Origin of the sequence: Planotetraspora kaengkrachanensis (assembly GCF_016862895.1) — a bacterium.
Classification (GTDB): domain Bacteria; phylum Actinomycetota; class Actinomycetes; order Streptosporangiales; family Streptosporangiaceae; genus Planotetraspora; species Planotetraspora kaengkrachanensis.
Genome location: NZ_BONV01000014.1, coordinates 204758 through 230730, shown reverse-complemented (window position 1 = coordinate 230730; position 25973 = coordinate 204758). Strand labels below are relative to the sequence as shown.

The following is a 25973-nucleotide window of genomic DNA, read 5'->3' as shown; positions in this document are numbered from 1 at the left end:
ACTCAGGTCGCCGCCCTCGAGGGCCGGATAGAACAGTCCGGTACGGCTCCTACGCCTTGCGGGCGACCGCGGAGGCCCGGGGAACCCGCGCGATGCCGGTCAGCCTGTGCTCCTCGCGCAGCGTGCGGAGGCGGTTCACCTCGGCGGTCCACTTCGCCCCGTCGGGGGTGGCCTTGGCCTTGCGCCGCGCGATGCGGTCGTCGTAGGCCTTCTCGCCGAAGGTGGTCCGCTGCACCGCCTCGGCCGCGCGCAGCGCCTCGGTCAGGGCGCGGTCGAAGTCGATTCCCGCCGCCCGCAGCTCCTCCGTGGAGACGCCCTCGGCCCGCTTGACCCGCAGCGTCAACTCGGCCTCCCTCGCCCTTTCGAGCAGGGCGCCGAAGTCGCCACCGAGCTCCTGGTCGGCGTGGTAACGCTCCGCCTCGCGGCTCACCCGCCGACGGAAAATCGCCATCGTCAGCCCCTTCAGATCGAACAAATCATCGCTGCCGGTAGCGTACGCGCTTCTCACGTGGCTTCGCACACCAGGGTGCGCCGCCCTTTACGAAGTAAGGACGAGTGTGGCAGCATGATCGACATGCCGGCCAAGAGACCACCCGTCCCGCTGTCCCTGGAACGCATCGTCGACGCCGCCCTCCACATCGCCGACGGGCAGGGGCTGCGCAGGCTGACCATGCGCAGACTCGGCGACGCCCTGCAGGTCGAGGCGATGGCCATCTACCACCACCTGCCCCGCGGCAAGGAGGCGCTGATGGACGCGCTGGCCGAGCACGTCACCGCCGTGCAGGTCGGCCCGGAGGGCCTTTCCGGCTGGCAGGACCGGGCCCGCGCGTGGGCCCGGGCAAGCCGTACGGCCCTGCTCGAACATCCCGGCGTGCTGTCCCTGGCGCTGACCAAGCCGCCCAAGGGCGCGGCGCTGGCCGCGATCACCGAGCAGGCCGAGCAGCTCCGGGAGGCGGGACTCGGCGACGCGGGCGAGGCCGTGCGGGCGCTGCGCGCCTACGTGTTCGGCAGCGTCGCTGTCGAGGTCCAGCAGTCCGGCTGGGCCGACCCCGACGCGACGGTGCGGGACGCCCGGACCGCGGACGGGGAGCGGGAGTTCGAGCACGGCCTCGACGCTCTGATCGCCGGACTCGGCAGGTGACCACCAGCCGGCGGCGCAAACCGACAAAATCCGCAGATCGCCCAGCCAAGCCAAAGAAATGGTAATCAGTCAGTTACCAGACGGACGGCGTGTCGAGGTTGGACCGTTATCGTCCATGGGGCAACCTTGTGTTACAAGTCACATCAGCGAGGCCAGTCCGCTCAGGCCGCACACGGGCCCCCCACCCGCACCGGCGATATCGCCCGAACGGACTATGTCACGCCGATGTGACCGGCCAGCAAACTGGTGAAGTCCACGAATACGTCAACCCCGAAGGCTCGCCCCCCGTACAAAAGAGGGAAGGAAGACATCGGTGACGGCCATCGCCGTCCGCCGGTGAACGACCACGAGCGATCGATAAAGACACGGAGCCCCGGCGATGTGCCCTCATGAACCGGCCTGTCCGCACGCGGACGCTAAGGACCGAGAAGCCGCCCGCACGATAGCGACGCACCCCGAGCAGGGCTGGAGCCTGCTCTGCAACGGTGTCGTGCTGTTCGAGGACACGGGAGAACTCCTGCCGGACGGAGGCGTGATCGCGCCGCACCGCCCCACCGACATGGCCGTCAACGCCGCCTGAGCTCCAGCAGCCATCCGGCCACCTCCTCGCCCACCCGGGCGGGATCCCTCTTCAGATCGTGACCCTCTCCCGCCAGGACCACCAGGCGTGTGGCGTCGGCCGCGTCCGGGACGCCGAACGGGTCCCGGTCTCCGTTGATCACCAGTACGTCGGCACCCGCCCGCCGGAGCTCCTCGGCCCGTGAACGCTCGGGCCGGCCCGGCGGGTGCAGGGGGAACGCCAGCGCGACCACGGCACGGGCACCGACCGCCAGTGCCGTACGGCAGGCCACCCGGGCCCCGTTGCTCCGGCCGCCCTGGACGAGCGGCAGTCCGGGATGACCGTCCCGCAGCCCCGCCACGACGCTGATCCAGGCCTCGTCCTGCTTGGGCGCGGATCCCGGCGCCCGCGCGCCCCGGAGCCTGAAGGGCTGGACCACCCTGGCGACGGTCCCCCCGATGGCCAGCACCGCGTCCCGTACGGCGAGCAGGTCGGGTGCGTCGACTCCCCCGGCAGAGCCGTGCGTCAGCACGAGCAGCAGCCGCGGGTCGGCTGCCTCGTCGATCTCGACCCGTGCCGGGCCGTGCGGTGTGGCGACGTCCATGCAGGCGACCGTACCGGCTCCGACTTTCGCAGGATCAGGGACCCGCCCAAGGGAGGATGGCACGAGGGCCGCCCAGTGGCCACAATGTGATCGTGGCCGACAATCCCTTGCAGCAGCACACGACATCCAACGCCACCCGGCAGGATCTGCGCGCCATCATCGCGACGCGCCGAGAGCTGGGCCCGGACTACGAGGACGCCCTGGTCGACTCGTTCCTCGACAAACTCGACGTCGAGATCGCGGCCCGGGTCCGTTCGGAGGTCGCCAGGCAGACCGCCGGGGTCGCCAAGGACCCCCACCGCGGCAAGGACGCCGCCGTCCCCGTGGCTCTCGGATCCCTCGGCATCGGCATCCCTCTCACCGCCATCGCGTCGAGCAACGCGGGAGGCGCCGGCCTGCTCCTCGCCTGGGCCGGAATCGTCTTCGTCAACCTGGCCTACGCGCTCAGCCGCCGGTCGGGTCGCTGACGACGTCATCCGTCACGGGCCGCAGGTCGCGGGCCAGCCGGAGCCGCACCTGGTCGGCGACCATCTGGTCGGGGTGGTCGAGACCGTAACGCCAGACGGTCTCCGCGTCCGCGTCGCGGCCCCTCAGCGGCAGCGTGCGGGCCAGCAGTTCGATGGCGAGCGCGCCGGTCTCGGCCTCGCCGTCCTCCCAGCGGCCCTCCTCCACCGCTCCGGCGAACTGCCCGCAGGCCATCTCCAGGTGCGCGATGCCGAGCAGCACCCGCAGGCGCGCCACATCGGTCACGGCGGTGACGGACAGCGCCTCCAGCAGGACGTCGGCCGCCTGCTCCGGCTCCCCGTCCGCCAGCAGGTCGGCCGCCATGCGCTCGGCGACGACCGACAGCCCCCGCGCCGCGTCGGCCTGATCGGGCCCGTCGGCGTCCGAGGCGAGCTCCGCGAAGATCGCCGCCGCGGCGTCGAGATCGCCGGTCTCGGCTAACCGCCGGGCCTGGTCGATCGGCCGTCCGGGGTCGATGGCCGTCATGAGGGGGGCCTCACAGGGATGAGGAGGGGCGGGGAACGATCAGCAAGATCTTAACGACCTGTGCCCCGGCGCGGGAGCGACATGCGCAACTGGTCCGCCACCCTGCCGTGACCCCGCCCCTCCTTCCGCGGGTCAGTCCTCGTACGCCTCGAGCGGCGGGCACGAGCAGACCAGGTTGCGGTCGCCGTACGCCTGGTCGATCCGGCGGACCGGGGACCAGTACTTGTTGTCGCGCAGCGAGGGCAGCGGGTAGGCCGCCTCGGCCCGCGAGTACGGGTGCGACCACTCGCCGGACAGCAGCGAGTCCGCCGTGTGCGGCGCGTTCCGCAGCGGGTTGTCCACCCGGTCGTACTCGCCCGAGGCCACCCGGGCGATCTCCGCGCGGATGGCGATCATGGCCTCGACGAAACGGTCGAGTTCGGCGAGGTCCTCGCTCTCCGTCGGCTCGATCATCAGGGTGCCCGCCACGGGGAAGGACATCGTCGGCGCGTGGAAGCCGTAGTCGATCAGGCGCTTGGCCACGTCGTCCACGGTGACCCCGGTCTCCTTGGTGATCTGCCGCAGGTCGACGATGCACTCGTGCGCCACCAGGCCGTCGCGGCCGGTGTAGAGGACCGGGTAGTGCGGCGCGAGCCGCCTGGCCAGGTAGTTGGCCGACAGGATCGCCTGCTCCGTGGCCTGCCTGAGCCCGTCGCCGCCCATCATCCGCACGTACGCCCAGGAGATCGGCAGGATGCCCGCCGAGCCGTACGGCGCGGCCGAGACGTGCGCGGGCAGGTGGTCGGCGAGGTGGGCCTTGACGGCCACGGGGCCGACGCCGGGGCCTCCGCCGCCGTGCGGGATGCAGAAGGTCTTGTGCAGGTTGAGGTGGGACACGTCCGAGCCGAACTCGCCGAGCTTGGCCAGGCCGACCAGTGCGTTGAGGTTGGCGCCGTCGACGTAGACCTGCCCGCCGGCCGCGTGGACCCGCTCGCAGATCTCGATGATGGTCTCCTCGTACACCCCGTGGGTCGAGGGGTACGTCACCATGATCGCGGCCAGCGCGTCCCGGTGCTTGTCGATCTTGGCGGCGAGGTCGTCCAGGTCGACGTTGCCGTCGTCGTCGCACGCCACCACGACGACCCGCATGCCGGCCATGACGGCGCTGGCGGCGTTGGTGCCGTGGGCGGACGACGGGATGAGGCAGACGGTCCTGCCGAGGTCCCCGCGTGAGCGGTGGTAGGACCGGATCGCGAGCAGCCCGGCGAACTCCCCCTGCGATCCCGCGTTCGGCTGGATCGACACCCGGGCGTAGCCGGTGATCTCCGCCAGCCAGCCCTCGAGGTTCCCGATCAGCTCCAGGTATCCCCCGGCCTGCGCGTCCGGCACGAAGGGGTGGATGCCGGCGAACTCCGGCCAGGTGATCGGCTCCATCTCGGTGGTCGCGTTGAGCTTCATCGTGCAGGAGCCCAGCGGGATCATCGAACGGTCGAGCGCGATGTCCTTGTCCTGGAGCCTGCGCAGGTAGCGCAGCATCGCGGTCTCCGACCGGTAGGAGTGGAAGACCGGGTGGGTCATGAAGTCGGAGGTCCTGACCAGGTCGCCCGGCAGGGCGTCTGCCGTGGCCCGGTCGAGGTCGTCCACCACGACGCCGTCGCAGCCGAAGGCCTTCCACACGACGGCCAGGTGGGCCGTGGTCGTCTTCTCGTCGCACGCGACGGCGACGTGGTCGCCGTCCACCCGGCGGAGGTTGATCCCTCCGGAGGCCGCGGCCGTGACGATCTCGTCCGCCCGGCCGGGCACCTTCGCCAGCACGGTGTCGAAGAACTCGTCGTGCACCACCTCGACGCCGTTGTCCCGCAGACCGGCGGCGAGGATGGCCGCGTGCCTGTGGGCGCGCTGCGCGATCCGCCGCAGCCCGTCGGGACCGTGGTAGACGGCGTACATCGAGGCCATGACGGCGAGCAGGACCTGGGCGGTGCAGATGTTGCTCGTCGCCTTCTCGCGGCGGATGTGCTGCTCACGGGTCTGCAGGGCCAGCCGGTAGGCGGGCCGCCCGTCGGCGTCCACGGACACCCCCACGAGGCGGCCGGGCATCTGGCGCTGCAGCCCCTCGCGGACGGACATGTAGGCGGCGTGCGGGCCGCCGAAGCCGAACGGCACGCCGAACCGCTGGGTTGAGCCCACGGCGATGTCGGCACCGAGCTCGCCCGGGGAGGCAAGCAGCGTCAGGGCCAGCAGGTCGGCGGCCGCCACCACCTGGGCCCCCTGCGCGTGGGCCCGCTCGGCCAGCTCACGGAACCCGGCGACGCGGCCGTTCGCACCCGGGTACTGCACGAGCACCCCGAAACACTCGGGCAGGTCGCCCGTGAGGTCCGACTCGACGAGCGTGATCCCGAGGGGCTCGGCGCGGGTCGCGAGCACGGCCTTGGTCTGGGGCAGCGCCTCGGCGTCGACCACGAACACGTCGGCCTTGACCTTGCTCGCCCGGCGGGCCAGCGTCATGGCCTCCGCCGCGGCCGTCGCCTCGTCGAGCAGGGAGGCGCCCGCGACGTCGAGGCCGGTCAGGTCGGTCACCACGGTCTGGAAGTTGAGCAGCGCCTCGAGCCGCCCCTGCGAGATCTCCGGCTGGTACGGGGTGTACGCGGTGTACCAGCCCGGGTTCTCCAGCACGTTGCGCAGGACGACGCCCGGGGTGATCGTGTCGTGGTAGCCCAGGCCGATCATCGAGGTGAGCACCTGGTTCTTGCCGGCGAGGGCGCGCAGTTCGGCGAGGGCCTCCTGCTCGTTCACCGCCTCGGGCAGGGCCGTCGCGGTCGTCGTCCGGATGGCCCCGGGGACGGCCATCGCCACCAGGTCGGCCACGGACTCGTATCCGACGGCCTGCAACATCCGCGCCTGTTCGGCGTCGGACGGGCCGATGTGACGGGTCGCGAAGGGCGGGGCGGAAAGGTCGCGGAGCGGTGACCGATCGGTCATGACAGGGGCCTCCTGGGCGGGTCGAGACCAGCGCGCGCCGTGTCTGGCACGGCCCGTCGTCTTGCGGTCTCCCCCTCTGTCATCGGACCTGAGAGCTTCACCGGGCAGAAGATCGTGCCCGGCTTTCCCCTTCGGTGAGGCTCCACCTGGCGGGTGCGCCTGCTTTTCAGAGTCGCCTCGTCCGTGCGGTACCGGTTGCCTGAGAGATTCCGGGGAGGTTGCTCCTTCGGCGCCCCTGGTCAGAGGGGACTCTCCCGCACGAGGTCATCGGCCAGACCAACTCTACCGGGTGCCGGGATGGGCGGTGACGCCCCTGTGGCCCGGACCGGCGGACCGGGTGTCAGCCGGTCTTGCGGGCCTTCCTGCGGCGGGCCAGTTCATCCGCCGGATGATCGCCCTCCGCATCGGAGGCGCTTTCCGCGCGCTCACCCGGCAGTTCGGCGAGCGATCCCTCCACCTCGCGCCAGACCCGGCCCAGCGCGATGCCGAAGACGCCCTGACCGCCCTGGAGCAGGTCGATCACCTCGTCGGCCGACGTGCACTCGTAGACGCTGACACCGTCGCTCATGAGCGTGATCTGGGCCAGGTCGCGCACCCCGCGGTCACGCAGGTGCTGCACGGCGGTGCGGATCTGCTGGAGGGAGACGCCGGTGTCGAGGAGCCGCTTGACCACCTTCAGGACGAGGATGTCCCGGAAGCTGTACAGGCGCTGGGATCCCGAGCCCTGGGCGGCTCTTATCGTGGGCAGCACCAGTTCGGTGCGTGCCCAGTAGTCCAACTGACGGTAGGTGATGCCGGCCGCCGCGCAGGCCGTGGGACCGCGGTAACCGACGTCCTCGGGCAGAGCCGCCGGCTGCTCGTCGAACAGCAGACCCTGCTCACCGGCACGCTCGCGTGCCGCCTGCCGAACCGGATCATGTTGCCCGGCCGACTTACCCTCGCCGCTGCTGACCGCCACTGCGGACCTCCGGCTTTCTCTCATCCCACGGTCTGATCTGGGGGTTCGTGAATTACAACCGTGGTTTCCCTTGCACCGTAGGACCGGGGCCATCCTCAGTCAACGACCCCGTCCGGCGCGTCGTGAAGCGCAATATCCCGAAATCAACCCGCACGGCCGAAGTCTTCCGGGGTGATGTTGTCCAGGAACTGGCGGAACTTCTCCACCTCGTCCTCTTGGTCGTCCGGCATGCTGACGCCCGCCTCCTGGACCACGTCCTCGCTCGCGTAGATCGTCGCGCCCGTGCGCAGGGCCAGCGCGATCGAGTCCGACGGCCGGGCGCTCACCTCCACGCCGTTGGAGAACACCAGGTCGGCGAAGAAGATCCCGTCACGGAGAGCGACGATGTTGACGGTGCGCAGACGCACCCCCAGCGCGTCCAGCACGTCTCTGAACAGGTCGTGAGTCAGCGGCCGGGGCGGCGGTTCCTCCGCCTGCGCCAGCGCGATGGCGGTCGCCTCGGTCATGCCAATCCAGATCGGCAGGTACCGATCACCGCTCGCCTCCTTGAGGAGGACGATCGGCTGGTTGGAGGGCATCTCGACGCGTACCCCCACGACCTCCATCTGCAACACGGGCGACTCCGTCTCAAAGCGTCGCGGTATATCACCAGGCATTCAACGTAACACCGCGACGGAGCGAATGAGCCGGTCACCGTCCCAGAACGCCGCGAACACTGCCACGAAGTAATGCACTGTGCAATTTCTGGAGAAGTCCGGAGATCTCCCGGCCCGTCTCGCCCGCCTGGTCGAGCGCCCCCGGTGCCCGGCGCCGCAGCAACGGCGCCACGGCCTGCTCCACGAGGCCGGCCTCCCGCTCCACGGCCGCCTTCACGGCCCGCAGATGCCGGGGATGCAGGCCGAAACGCGCCAGCTCGGCGACGTTCCGCGCCACGTCCAGGGCCTCCGCGTCGTAGCGGCGCGCGACCGGCACGACCAGCCCGAAGCTCTCCATCTCGGCGAGCGTGTCCTCGTCGATGCCGGCGGCCTCGAGCAGTTCCTCCCTGCTCAACCGTACGGCCGGCACCTGGGAGGACACGTCGCGGGGGCGGGTCGCCTGCTCGTCCAGGTGATCCTTGATCACGCGCAGCGGGAGATAATGATCACGCTGCGCGGTCAGGATGTAACGAAGGCGCTCCACGTCGTTGTGCGTGAACTTGCGGTAGCCCGAGGGGCTCCGCTGGGGCTCGATGAGCCCCTCGCCTTCCAAGAACCGGATCTTGGAGATCGTGACGTCGGGGAATTCGCCCTGCAACTGGGCGAGCACCTCCCCGATGCTCATGAACGCCCTGACGGCCTGCGCGCTCATGACTCCACCTCCTCACCGATCACGGTCCTCCAGGGCCACGTGTGAGGAACACCAGCCGGAACTTCCCGATCTGCACCTCGTCGCCTCCGGCGAGCGGGAACTCCTCGATCCGCTCACGGTTGACATAGGTGCCGTTCAGGCTCCCGACATCACGTACGGTGAACTGCCCGCCACGCCGATAGAACTCCACGTGCCTCCTGGACACGGTCACATCGTCCAGGAAGATGTCGCTTTCCGGGTGGCGACCCGCCGTAGTGAGGTCACTGTCGAGCAGAAAACGACTGCCGGCGTTCGGCCCGCGCATCACGACCAGCAGCGCGGTCCCCGGTGGCAGCTGCTCGAGAGCCGCCCGGTCCGGCAGCAGCGTCTGCCCGAGCTCCGCCTCGATCGCGTCAAGCGAGATCGTCGAGGTGGTGTCGGGTGCGACGGGCGCCGGAGCGCTCAGCGGCGAACCGCATCGTGAACAGAAACGGGCATCCTCGGGGTTGGCATGACCGCACTGCGTGCAGTAGACGCTGGGCATCGATCGGCTCGGCCTCTCTCACGACTTGCTCAGACTGCGAATGCCGCAACTTACGCTGATCAGGGACAAAGGTCAAGAAGCGTCGCTGGGCGTGGACTGCCCAACGCTACAGCCCCCAGCCGTCCATGGTCCATCCCGCCACACGTGCCTATGGCCGTGCCTCCGGCACGGCGGGCTGTGTTTGATTGCGCTCGCTCCGCTCGCGCGGGCTCGGGGCGCCGAGAGGCCGGGTCTTCCCTCGTCACGTCCTCGCTCGTTCCTCGCTGCGGGCGTTCCTCAGTCCAGATCCCGGCCGCGCCCCTCGCGTTCCACGCCGCCCATCTGCAAAGGCAATGGCGCTTACCTGGCCGTTCTCGGCCGTCAGGGGCATGTGAGGGGCGCGGCGGTGCCTGGACTGAGGAGTGAGCGGGGAGCGAGGAACGAGCGACCCCGAACGACGAGGGAAGGCTCCGCCTCAGGGGCGCCCCGAACCCGCCGCGCCGGAGGCGCGGCAAGGGAACACAGCGCACGCGCGAGCGGAGCGAGCGCCATGAACACTGTGATCAATCTCATTGGGATCCGGCGGCCTGTTCGACGACTCGGGCCCACCTTTCGAGGATGGTCTGGGCGCTGTCGACGTCATGGCCCTCGGCCCACAGGTGGGTGACGGCGTCGGACGGGTCGGGCAGGACGAGTGCCCAGGTGCCGTCGTCCTCGACGACCCGGACCCCGTCGGTGGTGTCGATCCGGTGGCCCTCGGCCGCCTCGACGACCGACCGCATCACCGCCCCCTTGTGCGCCCATGGGGTGGGCACGGTCCGTTTGAGCAGTTTCGCCTCCGGGATGCGGGCGTCGATCTGGCTGAGGGACAGCCGGGTCCGCGCGACCAGGCCGAGCAGCCGGAGGAACACCGCGAGGCCGTCCACCGTGGGGGCGAACTCGGGCACGATGAAGCCGCCGCGCCCGTCGCAGGCGAAGATCATGTCGGGATGCCGCGCGGCCGTCGCGAGCGTGTCCACGCTCGTGGCCGTCCACTCGACCTGGACTCCGTGGAACCGGCACACCATCTCGGCGACGCGGGTCGTCGTGACCGGGAGCGCGACCCTGCCTCCCCTGCTCTCGGCCGCGACCAGGTCGAGCACCACGAGGAGGGCCCGCTCCTCGCTGATGAGCTGGCCCATCTCGTCGACGAGGGACACCCGTTCGCCCACCGGGTCGAACCGCACGCCGAAGGCGGCCCGGGAGGAGGCCACGAGCTCGGCGAGCCGCTGGAGGTCGCGGCGGCGCTCGGCGAGGCTCTCCGTGGGCGAGACGTCGTCGAGGCGGTTGTTGACGGTCAGCACGTCGACGCCGGCGCGGCCGAGGAGGCTGGGCAGCACGAGTGACGACGTGCCTCCGGCGCAGTCGACCACGACCTTCATCTCGGCGTCCTTCACGCCGCTCATGTCGATGCAGCTCAGGAGTTCCCGCGCGTAGGTGTCCACGGCCCTCGCGGGGAAGGTCAGCTCGGCGATCTCGCCGGGGAAGGCCCGGCGGTACTCCTGCCGCGAGAACACCCGCTCCAGCTTCCGCTGGGCCGCCTGGGACAGATCGGCCCCGGACTCGTCCATGAACACGATGTCGACGCTCTGAGGGTCGCCTGCGGTGGTCCGGAGGGCGATGCCTCCCCGCACGTTCTCCCTGGAGGTGTTGAACCGGGTCACGGGGAGCGCGGCGGCCTCCAGGTCGACGACGTTGATGGCGCTGGAGTTCAGTGCGCTGATGACGGCACGCTTGAGCGCCCTGGCGGCCCGGGAGGCGTCGCGGGAGGTGACGACCGTGTCGCCCTTCCGCAGCGTCGTGGCGTACGCGCTGGCCAGCCGTACGCACAGCTCGGGGGTGATCTCCACGTTGACGAGGCCGGAGACGCCGCGCGGCCCGAACAGGCTGCGCTGGCCGCGCGACTCCCAGATGACGCTGGTGTTGACGACCGCGCCGGCCTCGATGGTCTTGAACGGATAGATCTTCACGCCGGAGGAGACGTAGGCCTCGGCCTCGATGACGCATTCGTCGCCGACGACGGCGTTCTCCTCGATCCTGGCGCCGGTCATGACGTCGGTGTTCTTGCCGATCACGCATCCGCGCAGATGGGCCGCGGGGCCGACGTAGACGTTGTCGCTGACCACCGCCCGGTGCAGGAAGGCGCCTTCCTTGACGACCGCGTTGCTGCCCAGCACGGTGTACTCGCGCAGCTCGGCCCCGGCCTCGACCTTGGCGTAGTCGCCGATGTAGAGCGGCCCCTTCAGCACGGCGTCCGGGTCGACGGAGGCGCCTTCTGCCGCCCAGACGCCCGGCGCGAGCTCGAACGCGTCGAAGTCGACCTTGACCTTGCCCTCGAGGACGTCGGCCTGGGCCTTCAGGTAGCTCTCGTGGGTGCCGACGTCCTCCCAGTAGCCGTCCGCGACGTACCCGAAGAGCCGTTCGCCGCCGTCGAGCAGCCGGGGGAAGACGTCGGACGACCAGTCGACGGACTGTCCCGGCTCGATTCCGTCGAGGACGGACGGCTCCATGATGTAGATGCCGGTGTTGACGGTGTCGGAGAACACCTGCCCCCAGGTGGGCTTCTCCAGGAACCGCTGGATCCGCCCGTTCTCGTCGACGATGATGATCCCGAACTCGAGCGGGTTCGGGACGCGTTTGAGGCCGATGGTGACCAGTGCCCGGTTCTCCCGGTGGAAGCGGAGCATGTCCGTCAGGTCGATGTCGGTCAGCGCGTCGCCGGAGATGACGAGGAAGCGGTCCTCGCGGAGCTTGTCCGCCGCGTTCTTGACGCTGCCGGCCGTGCCGAGCGGAACCTCCTCGGTGGCGTAGTGGAGGCTCATGCCGAGCTCGTCGCCGTCGCCGAAGTAGTTGCGGATCAGGGCGGCAAGGAACTGGACCGTGACGACGGTCTCGGTGTACCCGTGGCGCTTCAGCAGCCGGAGCACGTGCTCCATGATCGGCCGGTTGATGATCGGCAGCAGGGGCTTGGGCTGGTTGGCGGTCATCGGCCGCAGCCGTGTCCCCTCCCCGCCCGCCATGACGACGGCCTTCACGGTCACCCCTTCGTTAGGTGGCGCACCTGTACGACATACAACACCCCCGCCCACCAATACAGACCAGTTCCCCAGATGGCGAAGGCCCATCCGAAGATCGTGGAGATCTCCGCGTACCAGCCGTCGTGGGAGGCGAGGAAGAGCAGCGGGAAGGCGTACATCAGGGCCGCCGTCGCCGCCTTTCCGAGGAAGTGGACCGGCAGGGCCGGGCCGTACCCGTGGCGGCGCAGGACCGGGGGCATCCACAACAACATGACGTCGCGCAGCGGCACGACCAGCGCCAGCCACAGCGGGATGGCGTCGCGGAGCACCAGCCCCACCAGGGTGGCCAGGATGTAGAGCCGGTCGGCCAGCGGGTCGATCAGGCGGCCCAGCCTGCTGGTCTGCCCCCAGGCCCGGGCGATCTTGCCGTCGAGCCAGTCCGAGAACCCGGCGAGCGCGAGCAGGAGGATGGCCCAGCCGTCCTCATGGGGTCCCAGAACGAGCCAGAGGAAGACCGGGACGCCGAGCAGACGGAGCATGCTCAGCAGGTTGGGAACCGTGAATATCCGGTCTTCCGAGGCGTTCACGCCCCAGACCCTACATGGCGCTTTCCCGGCCGCCGCGAGGCGGTTCCAAGGCGTTGAACTCCGCGTCGACCAAGCCGAATCGGTGGGCCACGACCGCGGCCTGCGTCCGGTTGCGCAACTCGAGCTTCTCCATGATCGCCGCGACGTGGCTCTTGACGGTCGTCACCCCCACGTGGAGGCGGTCGCCGATCTCGGCGTTGGACAGGCCCATGCCGACCAGGGTGAGGACCTGCAGTTCGCGTTCGGTGAGGCTGTCGGGGACGCGGGCCGTCTGCCGTTCGGCCGCCAGGGCCCGGTCGACCAGGCGCCGCAGGACCGACGGGGCGAGCAGCGGCTCCCCGAGGGCGGCCCGGCGCACGGCCTCGACCATCCGGTCCGGGGGGTCGTCCTTCACCAGGAAGCCGAGCGCCCCGGCGCGCAGGGCGGAGTAGACGTTCACGTCGTCGGAGAACGTGGTCAGCACCACGATCCTGGCGGCGGGGTCGGCGGCCAGGATGCGCCGGGTGGCCTCGAGCCCGTCCACTCGCGGCATCCGCAGGTCCATGAGCAGCACGTCGGGCCGGTGACGGTCGGCCAGGCGCACCGCCTCGGCCCCGTCGGCGGCCTCGCCACAGACCTCCATGTCCCCCGCGGCCTCCAGCATCATCCGCACGCCCGCCCGGACCAGCGCCTGGTCGTCGGCGACCACGACGCGGATCACGGCGCGCTCCGCGAGGTCCACCGGCATTCCGAACCGGCCTCCGGCCCGTCCGCGGGTTCGGGCAGTGGCAGCGACGCGGCCAGGCGCCAGCCGCCGTCCTCCACGGGCCCGGCGGTGAGCCTGCCGCCGAGCGCGCGGGCCCGTTCCCGCATGCCCGCGATCCCCTGCCCGGTGGACGGCAGCGTCTCGCCCGGCCCCGCCGTCCCCGGCCCGTTGCGGACCACCACGGTCATCGCTCCGTTCTCCATCCCGACGGTGATCTCGGCCGTCGCCTCGGGTCCCGCGTGCTTCAGCACGTTCGTCAGTCCCTCCTGGATGATCCTGGCCGCGGACGCCCGGACGACCAGCGGCGCCGCCACGGCCTCGGCGGTGATGTCCAGTTCCACCCGAAGCCCGGCGGCCGCCATCCGGGCGACGGCGTCGCGCATGATGTCGTCCGGGTCGGCCAGCGTCAGGCCGAGGCTGACGTCACCGGGCCCGGCTCGCGCGAGTTCGTCGCGTTCCGGGTCGCGGAGGACGGTGAGCAGCCCGCGGAGGTCCTCAAGGACGCGGTGGCCGGTCTCCCTGATGTCGGCCAGCGCCTCGGCCGCCGGGCCGGTCGCCCCGGCGTACTGGGCCGCGCTCGCCCGCAGCACCATCGCGCCGACGTGGTGCGCCACGATGTCGTGGACGTCGCGGGCGATCCGTTCCCGTTCGGCGAGGCGGTCGGCGCGCAGGCGTTCCGCGCTCAGTTCCCTCGCCTGGCGTCCCTCGGCCTGGCGGGCCCGGACGTACCGGCCGATCGCGACGGGGGCGGTCACGATGGCCATGAGGGTGACCACACGGACGAACGTGATGTCGGCCGGCTCGTCGACGATCACGATGGCGGTGACGGCGCAGGTGAGCAGATATCCGGCGCCCACCCACGACCAGCTCGCCCGGGTGGCGAACACGCCCAGCGCGACCAGGGCGAGCAGTTGCAGGCTGCTCCCCGTCCGCGGGGCGTACTGGTCGGCGACGACCAGGATCACGCTCTCGAGCAGCAGCACCGCGCCGGGGTGCTTGCGGACCACGCCGAGGGCGAAGCCCGCCACCACGACCACGAGGCCGACCACCCACACCGGCGGCTTCCCGCTGTCCCAGAACGGCCAGGTGCCGAGGACGGCGAACGCCACCCCGCCGCCGGCGAGCAGCAGATCGAGCAGGGGCGCCGGATCCTCCTTGCCCTGGCCCTTCTCGCTGCGCAGATATCGGCCGACCAGCACCGGGAAGGCGATGATGCCGACCGAGTAGAACCACGAGTTCTGGGTGAAGGCGATCCCCGGGTCGGCCAGGTTGACGGCCGTCGCCGCACCGGCGAGGACCGCCACCGGAGCCGTCCAGTGCCACCCCCGCTCCCGGGCCACCACGCCGACGGCGATGGGGAGCAGGATCTGCAGCGTGTCCGTGGTGGACGCGCCGAGCTGGTCGCAGACGACGAGGAAGCCGGCGAAGTAGATCGCGACCAGGCCCGGCCACCGGCGCACCAGTCCCAGCGGAAGGCCGGCGAGCAGGCCGAACAGGGCCCTGATCCACCAGGGCGCCGCCGGCCCACTCCAGTGGCCCCAGCTGACGAGCACGTCGAGGACGACCCCGCACACCGCGAGGAAGACGTCCAGCACCACGCCGCGCCACCGCATACCGGAACGGTATCCGCAGTCAGGGCCGGGGCTGCTTCCTCCCAGGGGACGAGACCGTCTCCTCCTTCTGGCCGCACGGCCCCGGCCAGGTGGCCGTGGGCACGGGTCCGTCCGGCCGCGGCCGCGGGTCCTTGTGGCCGCGGGCCGGGGCCGGTCGGCGGACGCCGCGGCCGGGTACGCGGCCCTAGCTTCGGGGCATGGCGAACGAGTCAGCGATCTTCTTCAATCAGTTCCTCCGGGCGCCCGCCGTCACCGGCGCGATCGCCCCCAGTTCCCGGCGGCTGTCCTCGGCGGTCTGCGTCCCCGTGCCGGAACGCGGCGACCCCGTCGTGGTGGAGCTCGGGCCGGGCACCGGTCCTTTCACCGGCGAGATCCAGCGCCGCCTGGGCGGTCGCGGACGGCATCTCGCCGTCGAGATCAACCCGCAGCTCGCCGGGGTCCTCGCCGCCGCCCACCCCGGTGCGGAGATCGTGGTGGACACCGCCGCGCGGCTTCCCGAGCTGCTCGCCGAGCGGGGCCTGCCCGAGGCCGACGTGATCGTGAGCGGGCTGCCGTGGGCGGCGTTCTCCTACGGCCGACAGTCCGAGGTCCTGCGAGCTGTCGTCCGCGCCCTCGCGCCGGGCGGGGCGTTCACCACGTTCTCCTACGTGCACGCCCGGGCGCTTCCCCCCGCGCTTCGTTTCCGCAGAAGGCTGTCGGAGTCGTTCGAGGAGGTGGTGCCGGGCCGCACCGTGTGGCGCAATCTCCCGCCCGCCTTCGTCTACCACGCGCGGCGCCCGCGCCGCTGACCGCGCGCCGGTGGAGGGGCTGATACGGAGATCGCTTCGTTCTACTATTGCGCGCGACCAGGAAATGGAGACGGTTATGGACTTCTCACTGCCGGAGAGCGCGCAAGCCGTACAACGGGGTGTCGCGGATATCTGCTCCCGTTACGACATGGCTTACTGGGAGCGCTGCGAATCGGAGAAGCGGTGGCCTGAAGAAGTCTGGCAGGACCTCGCCAAGGGCGGCTGGCTCGGCCTGGCCGTACCCGAGGAGTACGGCGGCTCCGGGCAGGGCCTGCTCGAGCTCGCGGTGGCCACCGAGACCTTGTCGGCGTCGGGCTCCGCGGGCGGTTCCGCGTTCACCTACGTCCTGACGCCGGGGTTCGGCGCGATGACCCTCAGCCGGCACGGCAGCGCGGAGCAGAAGGCCGCGTTGCTCCCCGGACTGGCGACCGGCGAGATCGAGACCTGCTTCGCGCTCACCGAGCCCGACGCCGGGTCCAACTCGCTGGCGATCTCCACCTTCGCCCGGCAGGACGGCTCCGACTTCGTCGTCAACGGGCAGAAGATCTGGATCACCGGCGTGCAGCGCGCCACCTGGATGTTGCTCGTCGCGCGGACCATCCCGGCCGCCGAGGCCAGGCCCCGGACCAACGGCATGACGGTCTTCCTGGTCAACGTGCCCGAGGCGGTCGCCGCCGGGCAGCTGTCCTACCGGCCGATCCCGAAGATGGGCGCCAACACGACGCCGTCGAACATGGTGTTCATCGACGATCTGCGCGTCCCCGCGTCGAACGTGCTCGGCGAACTCCACGGCGGCGCCGTGGTGCTGTGGGACGTGCTCAACCCGGAACGCATCCTGCTGGGCGCAAGCGCGCTCGGCGGGGCCGAGGTCGCGCTGCGGACCGGGGTGAACTACGCGAAGGAGCGCGAGGTCTTCGGCCGGCCGATCGGGGCGAACCAGGCCATCGCGTTCCCGCTGGCGCAGGTCAAGGCGAAGATCGAGCTGGCCAGGCTCATGCTGTACAAGGCGGCCTGGTCCTTCGACAACGGGCTGCCCTGCGGCACCGAGGCCAACATCGCGAAGCTGACCGCGTCGCAGGCGGCGTGGGAGGCGGCCGACGCGGCCTTCCAGACCCACGGGGGCATGGCCTATTCGCTCGAGTACCCCGTGGCCCGCCTGCTCACGGACGCGCGGATCGGCAAGATCGCCCCGGTGACCGAGGAACTGCTGCTGAACTACCTCGCCACCCAGGTTCTGGGACTGCCCCGGAGCTTCTGATCGCCGGATCGCCCTTTGCGCACGCGGCTTCCTGGGAAGGTAAAGGCGTACGTCAGGCAGCGGTGAAGGGACATCGGATGGACAAGCCGTACGCGAGCACGGTGATCAAGGCGGACGCCGACGAGGTCTGGGCCTTCCTCCGGGACTTCGGCAACCTGGAGCAGTGGCTTCCCGGCATCACGACCTGCGAGATCGAGGACGGCGGGGCGCTCGCCCCCGGGGCGGTCCGCCGGATCGACGGCGCCGGAGGGGTGTTCCGCGAACGCCTGCTGTCGCTCGACGACGCCGGGCGGTCGCTGACGTACGAGATCATCGAGTGCCCGTTGCCGGTCAGGGACTACCGGGCCACCTGCCGGGTGGCCCCGGTGACCGACACCGGCGAGGCGTTCGTGGAGTGGCACGCGTCGTTCGAGGCCGACGACCCGGGCCGGGTGGCCAAGATCTTCGCACGCGGAGTCTTCGCCCCCGGCCTCGACTCCCTGCGCAAACGGTTCGGCTGACCGGCCGCCGAGCGCGGGCCCCCTCAGGAGAAGCGTGGAGGCCGCTTGTCCCGTACGGCCCGGACCCCTTCGGCGACGTCGGGACCGGTGAAGCCGAGGAACTCCATGGCCAGTGACGCGTCGAACGACGGGCCCGCGAGCCTGAGCCAGTTGTTCAGCGCGTACTTGGTCAGCCGGATGGCCTCGGCGGAGCCGTTCGCCAGCCGGACGGCGACCTCCAGCGCCCTCTCGTGGACCCGGTCGTCGTCCACGCACAGGCTGACCAGGCCCATGGCCTCCGCCTGCTCCCCCGTCACCGGCTCGCACAGCAACAGGTGGTACTTGGCCTTCGCCAGGCCGCACAGCAGTGGCCAGACGATGGCCGCGTGGTCGCCCGCCGCCACCCCGAGGCGGGTGTGGCCGTCGATCACGCGTGCCGTACGGCCGGCCACCGAGACGTCGGCCAGCAGCGCCACCGCGAGCCCCGCGCCGACGGCGGGTCCCTGGATGGCCGACACCACGGGCTTGGGGCAGTTGATCACGTTGTAGACGATGTCGCGGGCCTCGGCGAAGACGCGCATGCGGACGTCGTGGTCGCGCGTCATCTCCTCGATCATCGACAGGTCGCCGCCCGCCGAGAACGCCTCGCCCTCGCCCCGGATGAGGACGGCGCGGACCGCGTCGTCGGCGCCGGCGTCGCGCCACACCTCGGCGAGCTCGCGATGTCCCGTGCGGTCGACCGCGTTCAGCCTGCCGGGCTCGCTGATGACGATCCGCAGCACGCCGTCGGCCGGCCAGTCGATCTTCAGCTTCTCGTAGTCCCTCACGCCTGGGCACAGTAACCGCGCCGCGCCGCCGAGGGAACGGTCACGGCCGTGCGGCCTCCATGAGGGATTCGATGAGCCGGTTGTCGGTGCCGCGCTCGGGGTGCCACTGGACCCCGACGGCGAACCGGTGGCCGGGAATCTCGATCGCCTCCACGATCTGGTCGTCGGCCCACGCGACCGCCTGGAACCCGGACCCGAGCCGCCTGATGCCCTGGCGGTGCGCGCCCGCGACCTCGGCGTGGTCGCCGATCGCCTTGCCGACCTTGCTGGAGACGCTCACGACGATCTCATGCTTGGCCGTCTCGTGGCGCGTGTGGGCGACGACGTCGGGCAGCCAGGGGATCAGCGACCCGCCCTGGGAGACGTTGAGAACGTGCATGCCGCGGGAGATCGCGAGCACGGGAAGGTCCGCCTCCACCGCCGCCCGGGCGAGGGCCAGTTCGAAGCGGTCCCGTTGGACCTGCGGCTCCTCCACCCGCGGCTCGGGCTCCTCGCCGTACAGGGAGGGGGAGATCTCCACGCCGCCGGCGAGGATCAGCCCGTCGAGCCCGCGCACGTAGTCGTCCACGGAGGCGGGGCCGACCGGGGGCAGCAGCAGCGGCGCACCACCCGCCTTGTCCACCGCCGCGGCGTAGGCCTGGGGCGAGACCGCGGCCTCCCTCACCCAGACGCTCCATCGCGCGGCCTCGAGGTAAGTGGTGATACCGACGATCGGACGCGCCATTGCAGTCTCCCGGGTGCCTTGCAATTCGGTACACCCAATAATGGCGCAGCGGGAATTCACTTTGTCCCACTTACCTCACTATTACCGCAGGTAACGGCAAGCGTCCCTGATTACAGTCCATTACGGCTCAATCACAGTGGGTGGGTTTTCGCACCACCTTGTGAAGAATCGGTTGTGGCGTCCGACTGCGAGTGCGAGACTTCCGAATGAGCGCTGTTGGGCCGGGGCCTGCGGCGTTCATCACCCGGAGCCGTCAGGGAGGTGGATCGACAAGACCGGAGCTCGTCCGGTCCCAAGGGTGGGACACAGTAGATGACGCTTAATCCGCGCCTCGTCAAAGAGAGCTTCTCCGTCATCGAACCCGTCGCGGGTAAGGCCGCGGCGTTTTTCTACGGGCGCCTGTTCGCGGAGAACCCACGACTGCGGGCGATGTTCCCGCCCGCGATGGACATGCAGCGTGACCGCCTCTTCAGCGCGCTCACGCGGATCGTGTGGTTGCTCGACAGCCCCGACGGCCTCGCGGCCTACCTCGGCCAGCTCGGGCGCGACCACCGCAAGTACGGGGTCGTCGACGAGCACTACGCCGCCGTGGGCGCCGCCCTCGTGGCCACGATCAAGCACTTCGCCGCCGACATGTGGAACGAGGAGATCGAGGCCGCCTGGGTCGAGGCGTACGGTCTGGCCTCCTCCGCGATGATCGAGGCGGCGGCCGCCGACGCCGGAGTCGCTCCCCCCTGGTGGCTGGGCGAGGTCGTCGACCACGAGCTGCGAACCCGCGACATCGCCGTCCTCACCGTACGGCCGACGCAGCCGCTGGAGTTCACGCCCGGCCAGTACCTCACCGTGCAGACCGCCCGGTGGCCGCGTGTCTGGCGGACGTTCTCGATCGCCAACGCCCCGCGCGCCGACAACACCATCCGCCTGCACGTGCGCGCCGTACCTGGCGGATGGGTCAGCGGAACGCTTGTCCAGCACACCCGGATCGGCGACCAGATCCTGCTCGGGCCGCCCGTGGGCACGATGGCGCCCGTCGACTCGGACCGGGACGTGCTGCTCGTCGCGGGCGGCACGGGGCTGGCCCCGCTGAAGGCCATCCTCGAGCACGTCATCGCGTCCGGCCGCAGGCCCAACATCCACCTGATCTTCGGCGCCCGGAGCTCGTCCGAGCTCTACGACATGCACGACCTCATCCGGATGGAGTCGAGTTTCCCGTGGTTACGTGTGCTGCCCGTGGTGTCCGACGAGCACGCCTACGACGGGATGCGCGGGCGGCTGCCCGACGTCATCGACCGCTTCCACTCGTGGGCCGAGCACGAGGTGTACGTCTGCGGCCCGGGGTCGATGGTGAACGAGACGGTCCGGCGGCTGCAGTCGTCGGGCGTGCCCCTGTGCCGGATCCACCGCGACACCATCCAGGGCGAACCCTGACGGCCTGCCGCATCTCCCTGACCGCTCGCCTGACTCCTGGCACGATGGGCGCTACCCGGAAAGAGGTCGTGGACGAAGCGCACCTGGAGGTGTCCGTGGAAGCACTGCTCGCGATCGGCACGCGCAAGGGACTGTTCATCGCACGGTCGTCCGGCGGCGGGCCCTTCGAGGTCGACCCCGTCCGCTTCTCCACGATCGGCGTCCACTCCGTCGCGATCGACACGCGGGGCCCGGCCCCGCGGCTGCTCGCCGGCATCGAGTACGGCCATTTCGGCCCGTCCGTGATGTGGTCGGACGACCTCGGTGAGACGTGGCAGGAGGCGGCCGCTCCGCCGGTGGCGTTCCCGGAACGGACGGGAGCCTCCCTCGCCCGCGTGTGGCAGCTCCAGCCCTCGCCGACGGAGCCCGGCGTGGTGTGGGCGGGCGCGGAGCCCGCCTCGTTGTGGCGGTCCGAGGACCGCGGCGAGACCTACTCCCTCGTCGAGGGCCTGTGGGATCATCCCACCCGGTCCCAGTGGCAGCCGGGCGGCGGCGGCCTGTGCCTGCACACCGTCATCCCGCACGCGACCGATCCGCGCCGCATCGCGGTGGCCGCATCGGCCGTCGGGTTCTTCCGCAGCGACGACGGCGGGGCCTCGTGGGAGCCGGCCAACCGGAACATCCGGGCGCCCTTCCTGCCGGAAGGCTCGCAGTATCCCGAGTTCGGCCAGTGCGTGCACAAGGTGGCGCACCATCCGGCCCGGCCCGAGCGGCTCTACCTCCAGCACCACTTCGGCGTCTACCGCTCCGACGACTTCGGGGGATCCTGGTCGGACATCGGTTCGGAGCTGCCCTCGGACTTCGGCTTCCCCATCGCCGTCCACCCCGCCGACCCCGACACGGTCTACGTGTTCCCGCTGCACGCCGACATGGACCGCACGCCGGTCGGGCACCGCTACAACGTCTTCCGCAGCGACGACGGCGGGGCGGGCTGGAAGAGCCTCGGCGCCGGGCTGCCGGACGGTCCGGTGCACGCCGCGGTGCTCCGCGACGCTCTGGTCGCCACCGACGCGGGCGTCTTCTTCGGCACCCGCGACGGCGAGGTGTACGGCTCCGCGGACGCCGGGCTGAGCTGGACGCTGATCGCCGGCCACCTCCCCGACGTCCTCACGGTCCGGGCGGCGGTGCTCTGAGGTGAGCAGGCCCGTCACGCTGGTCACCTTCGTAGTGCCGCACACGCTCCGGCACTGGATCGGCGACCGGTCGGAGGTCAGGGTGTTCGCGGTGGCGCCGCCGGACGAGGACAGCCCCACGCTGGGGGCCGCCCTCGACACGCTGCGCCGTACGCATCCCGCGCTGGAGGAGCGGCTGCGCGACGAGGACGGTCACATCCGGCGGCACATCAGCATGTTCGTGTGCGGGGAGAACGCACGGCGGCTCGGCGGGCTGGCGTGCGCGCTGCCGCCCGGCGCCGAGGTCTACGTCCTCCCCGCGCTCGGCTGACCGCGGCGGTCAGACCTTTCGCCAGCCGGGGATCCAGGCGCCGTCCTCGACGACGTAGTCGCCGAACAGCGCGGGCGCCTCCTGCTTCATGAGCTCGCCGATCCGCTGGAACACCAGGCGGATCTCCTCTTCAGCGCCGACGGCCGTGCGGGACTCGATCGTGTGCCTGAGCGTGCGGACGTTGGCCGTCCAGACCAGGCCGGTCGCGACGCCCTCGGGGGCGAAGCGGCGCATGAACGAGGTGTGGTGCTTCTTGTCGGCGAACTTCACGCCTTCCTCGTCGAGCCCGAAGTGGCCGGCCATCCAGTTCTGGAACTCCTCCAGCTGGTCGAGCACGGCCGTGGCGCGCTTCATCAGCTCGGCGTCCTGCCTGGCCCACTCGGGGAACCAGAACGGCAGATCCGACAGGCGGACGAACCGCAGGGACTCCTGCGAGATGGCCACGCCGGGGCGGTGCCGTACGAGCTCGTGGGTGAAGACCCGGCTGACGTTGTGCAGGACGAAGCTGAAGCTGACGTGCTCGAGCACCGACCCGTGCGCGCTGGCGAGGATGTTCTGGAGGTACTGGGTCTGGTCCGTCCGGATGCGGGTCACGTTCGGGTTCAGTCCCGGCTCGAACGAGCGGTAGCACAGCCGCCCGGCGAGCTCCGCGAGGTTCTGCGCGTCGAACTCGCCGCGCTCCAGCCGGTCCAGCCAGCTCTCCCCGCCGATCTCCCGCAGGTAGCGGGCGAGCTCGTCGTAGTCCAGCTCCGGCCGGGCGACGATGAAGATCTCGGGTTCCACACTGCGCATGATGACCGTCCCCGTCCGCTGTTGTCCTTGGCGGGTAGGCCGTCCGTCGGCTTACCCGGCCCAACACCCTACCGATGGACGGCCGATCGCCGTCCATCGGCGGACCTCGTGCGGTTCCGGCAGGGTGCTCAGGTGATGTCGCGGCGGACCGTCGTGGCGGAGGCGACGACGGCGAACAGCAGTCCGTATGCGATGAGGACGAGGGCGCCGCCCCAGGCGGGCAGCCACTCCGGCCTGCCGAGCCCGGTGTCCACGTCGATGCTCATCAGCGCCTGTGCGGCGCCACCCGGCAGCCACTTGCCCACCGGGTGCAGCACGGGGATCGCGGTGAAGATGCTCTCGATCACGTACGCCCACACGACCGCGCCGACGATGCCGGCGATCTGGTTGCGGACCAGCGCCCCGAGCCCGATGCCGAACAGCCCGTAGAGGGAGGTGCTCACCAGGATGCCGAGGCTCACCTGGGGGATGCGCGACTCCGACAACGAGAGCTCTCCCCCGGACAGCAGCGTGGCGGGGATCACGACGGCGGCGACCAGCACGAGCGCCACCAGGGCGAACAGCAGCCCGGCGAGCGCACCGGTGATCAGTTTGGCGCCGATCACCCGCCCGCGGCGCGGCGTGGTGAGGAAGGTCCCCGTGACCGTCTGGTACCGGTACTCGGAGGTGATCATGACGACGCCGAGGATCATCACGAAGATGGACCCTCCGGCACCGGCCGACCAGGCGGTCTGCACCCATTCCGCCGTTTCCCGCCCGGGAATGGCCGCCCCGCCGCTCGCCTCGTTGGTGACGCCGGCGAAGGCGGTGATGAACGTCAGGTTGACCCCGATCAGGACGAGCATGACGAGCAGCATGATCCACCACAGGCGCGTGGTGAACAGCTTGCGCACCTCGGCCTTGACGAGCCCGGTCATCGCTCCCCCGTCAGCTCGAGAAAGACCTTCTGCAGGTCGGACCGTTCCTGGGTCACCTCGGTCAGCACCACGCGCTGGTCGAGCGCGATCTGGCCCACGGCGGACGCGTCCAACCCCCGGACGCGGAGCAGGCCGTCCTCCACCCGTTCGACCTTGGCTCCGGCGGCCTCCAGCGCGGGGCCGAGCGTTGCCGTGTCCGAGGCGCGGACCCGGACGGCCGAGTCGCCGTTGGTGGTGAGCTCCGCGAGGCTGCCCTGCCGTACGAGCCGCCCCCTGGCGATGATCACGACGTTGTCGACGGTCTGCTCGACCTCGGCCAGCACGTGGCTCGAGACCAGCACCGCGGCGCCCTGGTCGTGGGCCAGGTGCCGGAGGAACCCCCGCAGCCACTCGATCCCCGCGGGGTCGAGGCCGTTTGCGGGCTCGTCGAGGATGAAGATCTTGGGCCGGCCCAGCAGGGCGGACGACAACGCCAGGCGCTGCCGCATGCCGAGCGAGAAGCCGCCGACCCGCTTGTCGCCGACGTCGGCGAGGCCGACCATGGCGAGGGACTCGCCGGCCCGCTCGTCGGGCAGGCCGGCGGCGGCGCAGAGGATGCGCAGGTGGTCGAGGGCCGTGCGGCCCGGATGGAAGCTGGTGGCTTCGAGCACGGCCCCGACCTCGGTGACGGGCTGGGGCAGCGTGACATAGCGCCTGCCGTCGACGAGCGCCTCTCCCGAGTCGGGAGTGACCAGGCCGAGCAGGCAACGCAGCGTTGTGGTCTTGCCGGCGCCGTTAGGACCGAGATAGCCGGTGACGGAACCCGCCTCCACCGTGAAGGAGACCCCGTCGACCGCCTTCACCGAACCGAACGACTTCGCAAGGTCGCGGATCTCAATGGCAGTCATCCCGGCGATTATCGTGCGGCCGTCGGGGCGTTTCCTCCTTCTTGATGATGATCCGCCGGGCCGTCACATCGCCAGGCCGGAGGATCGAACCGCGGCCGCGGCGCCCCTCACCAGGCGGGGCCTAGAGGCGGTACACCCGTCTGGCGTTGCCCGACCCGATCATGTGAGCGACCCTGGCCGCGTCGGCCACGCTCCACTCCCCCTCTTCGATGCGCTCGGCGAGCACCCGCGCGAGCCCCCGGCGGTGGTAGACCGCCCCGAGGAGGCACAACTCCGCGAGCCCGTAGCAGTCGGAGCTGAACATCTGCTTGTGGAAGGGGACGAGTTCGAGCATCTCCCTGAGCACCGCGGCCGACCCTCCGGCCGTGTACGTGAGCGCGAGGCCGACGTCGGCGTAGACGTGCGGGAAGACCGCCGCCAGATAGGCCGCCTGCCGGTGGAAGGGGTAGCAGTGCAGCAGCACCACGGGCATCCCGGCCGGCGCGACCGCCCGGATGAACCCCGTCAGCAGCGAGGGGTCCGCGGCGTGCAGATCGAGGTCGGTGTCGCCGAAGCCGCAGTGGAACTGCAGCGGCAGGCTCCGCTCCCGCGCGACGTCGACCGCCGCCCAGAGCAGGTGCCGTACCAGGACGGGGTCGGTGAGCCGCTCCTTGGGGTCGGACAGCCGCCGGCCCGCGGCGGCGATCACCGCGCCCCGGGAAGGCCGGGACGGGTCGAAGCCGAGCCCGCAGCGGTAGGCCGCGATCGACTTCAGCCCCACCGCGCGGGCCGCCCTGGCCGCGAGCTCCTCGCGCAGCGCCTTCACGTAGCCCACGGCGGACAGCCCGGCCACGGCGACCTCCTGCTCGACCTGTTCCAGCCGGACCACCTCGTCGGCGGCGGCGCCGCCCGTGCGGCCCATCTCGGCCGCGGTGAGCAGCTCGGGCCGGTCGAGCCCGGTGTCCACCAGGAAGGCCGCGACGCCGGCCCTGCGAAGCAGCCGGCGGTTCACCTCGGCCGCGCCGAGCTCCGCCCTGCGGGACAGGTAGACCGCGGGTGACACGTGCGGTTCGAGGTCGAGCACGGGGGCGCACCAGCGCCTGATCCCGAGCCCTGCGGGAGTGTCGAAGTGCGTGGTGCCGGGCGGCGCGGGCGTGCCGGCCTCCGTGATCAGGATCTCGAACTCCGACCGGGACAGGTCGTCGCGCCGCACGCCGTGACAGTGGTGGTCGACCATCGGGGCGGCGAGCGCCGCGCGGACCGGGTCGGGCAGGGGCACGGGCAGCGCGTCGTCCACTCTGATCTCCGGCACGGGAGTGGACTTTACGGCTCCTCTCCCGTGCCGGCGCGGC

General features: G+C 70.9%; 27 protein-coding genes and 1 riboswitch. Of the genes, 9 read left to right on the top strand and 18 right to left on the bottom strand.

All coding sequences use genetic code 11. The annotated features are described in order from the left end of the window. Positions 1-49: 49 nt before the first annotated feature. The gene (locus Pka01_RS18065; protein WP_203883940.1) at positions 50-451 is read right to left on the bottom strand and encodes a hypothetical protein; all 402 of its coding nucleotides are present in this window, start codon (positions 449-451) and stop codon (positions 50-52) included. Positions 452-574: 123 nt separating this feature from the next. Here Pka01_RS18065 and Pka01_RS18060 point away from each other — a divergent pair, with 123 nt between their 5' ends. Further along, a complete protein-coding gene (locus Pka01_RS18060; RefSeq protein WP_203883939.1) occupies positions 575-1141 on the top strand; it encodes a TetR/AcrR family transcriptional regulator C-terminal domain-containing protein in 567 nt (188 codons plus the stop codon). A gap of 379 nt (positions 1142-1520) precedes the next feature. Then, positions 1521-1721: a DUF5999 family protein gene (locus tag Pka01_RS18055; protein WP_203883938.1), complete on the top strand. Its 201-nt coding sequence runs from the start codon at positions 1521-1523 to the stop codon at positions 1719-1721. On the opposite strand, the gene Pka01_RS18050 is transcribed toward Pka01_RS18055, so the two are convergent. Then, positions 1708-2304: an alpha/beta hydrolase family protein gene (locus tag Pka01_RS18050; RefSeq protein ID WP_203883937.1), complete on the bottom strand. Its 597-nt coding sequence runs from the start codon at positions 2302-2304 to the stop codon at positions 1708-1710. The genes Pka01_RS18055 and Pka01_RS18050 overlap by 14 nt on opposite strands. Before the next feature lie 92 nt (positions 2305-2396). On the opposite strand from Pka01_RS18050, the gene Pka01_RS18045 reads away from it, so the two are divergent. Continuing rightward, complete coding sequence (locus Pka01_RS18045; protein ID WP_203883936.1) at positions 2397-2771, top strand: hypothetical protein; 375 nt, start codon at positions 2397-2399, stop codon at positions 2769-2771. Here the strand turns inward: Pka01_RS18045 and Pka01_RS18040 are convergent. The 10 genes from Pka01_RS18040 to Pka01_RS17995 all read right to left on the bottom strand — a co-directional run bounded on the left by Pka01_RS18040 (position 2749) and on the right by Pka01_RS17995 (position 15060). Further along, positions 2749-3294, bottom strand: a complete 546-nt coding sequence (locus Pka01_RS18040) for a hypothetical protein (RefSeq protein WP_203883935.1) — start codon at positions 3292-3294, stop codon at positions 2749-2751. The two genes, Pka01_RS18045 and Pka01_RS18040, sit on opposite strands and share 23 nt — an antisense overlap. Before the next feature lie 132 nt (positions 3295-3426). Continuing rightward, positions 3427-6252 carry an aminomethyl-transferring glycine dehydrogenase gene (gene gcvP / locus Pka01_RS18035; RefSeq protein WP_203883934.1) on the bottom strand — a complete coding sequence of 942 codons (2826 nt, stop codon included), beginning with the start codon at positions 6250-6252 and terminating at the stop codon, positions 3427-3429. Between the two features lie 176 nt (positions 6253-6428). Beyond that, a riboswitch (glycine riboswitch) is annotated at positions 6429-6519 on the bottom strand. 73 nt (positions 6520-6592) lie between these two features. Next, positions 6593-7210: a MerR family transcriptional regulator gene (locus Pka01_RS18030; protein ID WP_203883933.1), complete on the bottom strand. Its 618-nt coding sequence runs from the start codon at positions 7208-7210 to the stop codon at positions 6593-6595. Between the two features lie 143 nt (positions 7211-7353). Continuing rightward, a complete protein-coding gene (locus Pka01_RS18025; protein ID WP_203883932.1) occupies positions 7354-7824 on the bottom strand; it encodes a bifunctional nuclease family protein in 471 nt (156 codons plus the stop codon). 76 nt (positions 7825-7900) lie between these two features. Continuing rightward, entirely contained in the window at positions 7901-8557 is a 657-nt protein-coding gene (gene ftsR / locus Pka01_RS18020) for a transcriptional regulator FtsR (protein WP_203883931.1), read from the bottom strand. A 19-nt stretch (positions 8558-8576) separates the two neighbouring features. Beyond that, entirely contained in the window at positions 8577-9080 is a 504-nt protein-coding gene (locus Pka01_RS18015) for an FHA domain-containing protein (RefSeq protein ID WP_203883930.1), read from the bottom strand. Positions 9081-9628: 548 nt separating this feature from the next. After that, the gene (locus tag Pka01_RS18010; RefSeq protein WP_203883929.1) at positions 9629-12133 is read right to left on the bottom strand and encodes a mannose-1-phosphate guanyltransferase; all 2505 of its coding nucleotides are present in this window, start codon (positions 12131-12133) and stop codon (positions 9629-9631) included. Between the two features lie 2 nt (positions 12134-12135). Further along, the gene (gene clsA, locus Pka01_RS18005; protein ID WP_239115087.1) at positions 12136-12702 is read right to left on the bottom strand and encodes a cardiolipin synthase ClsA; all 567 of its coding nucleotides are present in this window, start codon (positions 12700-12702) and stop codon (positions 12136-12138) included. A 10-nt stretch (positions 12703-12712) separates the two neighbouring features. Next, positions 12713-13402: a response regulator gene (locus Pka01_RS18000; RefSeq protein WP_373318162.1), complete on the bottom strand. Its 690-nt coding sequence runs from the start codon at positions 13400-13402 to the stop codon at positions 12713-12715. After that, positions 13399-15060, bottom strand: coding sequence for a sensor histidine kinase (locus Pka01_RS17995; protein WP_203883927.1), 1662 nt, complete (start codon positions 15058-15060; stop codon positions 13399-13401). The genes Pka01_RS18000 and Pka01_RS17995 overlap by 4 nt, the downstream gene beginning before the upstream one ends. Positions 15061-15257: 197 nt before the next feature. Between Pka01_RS17995 and Pka01_RS17990 the strand changes: the two genes are divergently transcribed. The 3 genes from Pka01_RS17990 to Pka01_RS17980 all read left to right on the top strand — a co-directional run bounded on the left by Pka01_RS17990 (position 15258) and on the right by Pka01_RS17980 (position 17606). Beyond that, the gene (locus tag Pka01_RS17990) at positions 15258-15848 is read left to right on the top strand and encodes a class I SAM-dependent methyltransferase (protein ID WP_203883926.1); all 591 of its coding nucleotides are present in this window, start codon (positions 15258-15260) and stop codon (positions 15846-15848) included. Between the two features lie 76 nt (positions 15849-15924). After that, positions 15925-17106: an acyl-CoA dehydrogenase family protein gene (locus Pka01_RS17985; protein WP_203883925.1), complete on the top strand. Its 1182-nt coding sequence runs from the start codon at positions 15925-15927 to the stop codon at positions 17104-17106. A gap of 77 nt (positions 17107-17183) precedes the next feature. Beyond that, on the top strand, positions 17184-17606 hold the full coding sequence (locus Pka01_RS17980; RefSeq protein WP_203883924.1) for an SRPBCC family protein: 423 nt from the start codon (positions 17184-17186) through the stop codon (positions 17604-17606). Positions 17607-17629: 23 nt separating this feature from the next. Here Pka01_RS17980 and Pka01_RS17975 read toward each other — a convergent pair whose 3' ends face one another. Beyond that, positions 17630-18412: an enoyl-CoA hydratase/isomerase family protein gene (locus Pka01_RS17975; protein ID WP_203883923.1), complete on the bottom strand. Its 783-nt coding sequence runs from the start codon at positions 18410-18412 to the stop codon at positions 17630-17632. Positions 18413-18452: 40 nt separating this feature from the next. After that, entirely contained in the window at positions 18453-19136 is a 684-nt protein-coding gene (locus Pka01_RS17970) for a gamma-glutamyl-gamma-aminobutyrate hydrolase family protein (protein WP_203883922.1), read from the bottom strand. A gap of 312 nt (positions 19137-19448) precedes the next feature. Between Pka01_RS17970 and Pka01_RS17965 the strand changes: the two genes are divergently transcribed. From Pka01_RS17965 to Pka01_RS17955, 3 genes are all read left to right on the top strand, one after another. Further along, positions 19449-20564, top strand: coding sequence for a globin domain-containing protein (locus Pka01_RS17965; RefSeq protein WP_203883921.1), 1116 nt, complete (start codon positions 19449-19451; stop codon positions 20562-20564). Positions 20565-20632: 68 nt separating this feature from the next. Continuing rightward, on the top strand, positions 20633-21736 hold the full coding sequence (locus Pka01_RS17960) for a WD40/YVTN/BNR-like repeat-containing protein (protein ID WP_239115086.1): 1104 nt from the start codon (positions 20633-20635) through the stop codon (positions 21734-21736). 1 nt (position 21737) lies between these two features. Continuing rightward, positions 21738-22046 carry a ubiquitin family protein gene (locus Pka01_RS17955; RefSeq protein ID WP_203883919.1) on the top strand — a complete coding sequence of 103 codons (309 nt, stop codon included), beginning with the start codon at positions 21738-21740 and terminating at the stop codon, positions 22044-22046. A 9-nt stretch (positions 22047-22055) separates the two neighbouring features. On the opposite strand, the gene thyX is transcribed toward Pka01_RS17955, so the two are convergent. The 4 genes from thyX to Pka01_RS17935 all read right to left on the bottom strand — a co-directional run bounded on the left by thyX (position 22056) and on the right by Pka01_RS17935 (position 25933). Beyond that, a complete protein-coding gene (gene thyX, locus Pka01_RS17950; RefSeq protein WP_203883918.1) occupies positions 22056-22838 on the bottom strand; it encodes an FAD-dependent thymidylate synthase in 783 nt (260 codons plus the stop codon). Positions 22839-22966: 128 nt separating this feature from the next. Continuing rightward, positions 22967-23755, bottom strand: a complete 789-nt coding sequence (locus Pka01_RS17945) for an ABC transporter permease (RefSeq protein WP_203883917.1) — start codon at positions 23753-23755, stop codon at positions 22967-22969. Then, positions 23752-24642 carry an ABC transporter ATP-binding protein gene (locus tag Pka01_RS17940; protein WP_203883916.1) on the bottom strand — a complete coding sequence of 297 codons (891 nt, stop codon included), beginning with the start codon at positions 24640-24642 and terminating at the stop codon, positions 23752-23754. The genes Pka01_RS17945 and Pka01_RS17940 overlap by 4 nt, the downstream gene beginning before the upstream one ends. A gap of 121 nt (positions 24643-24763) precedes the next feature. Beyond that, complete coding sequence (locus Pka01_RS17935; protein ID WP_239115085.1) at positions 24764-25933, bottom strand: amidohydrolase family protein; 1170 nt, start codon at positions 25931-25933, stop codon at positions 24764-24766. Positions 25934-25973 lie beyond the last annotated feature (40 nt).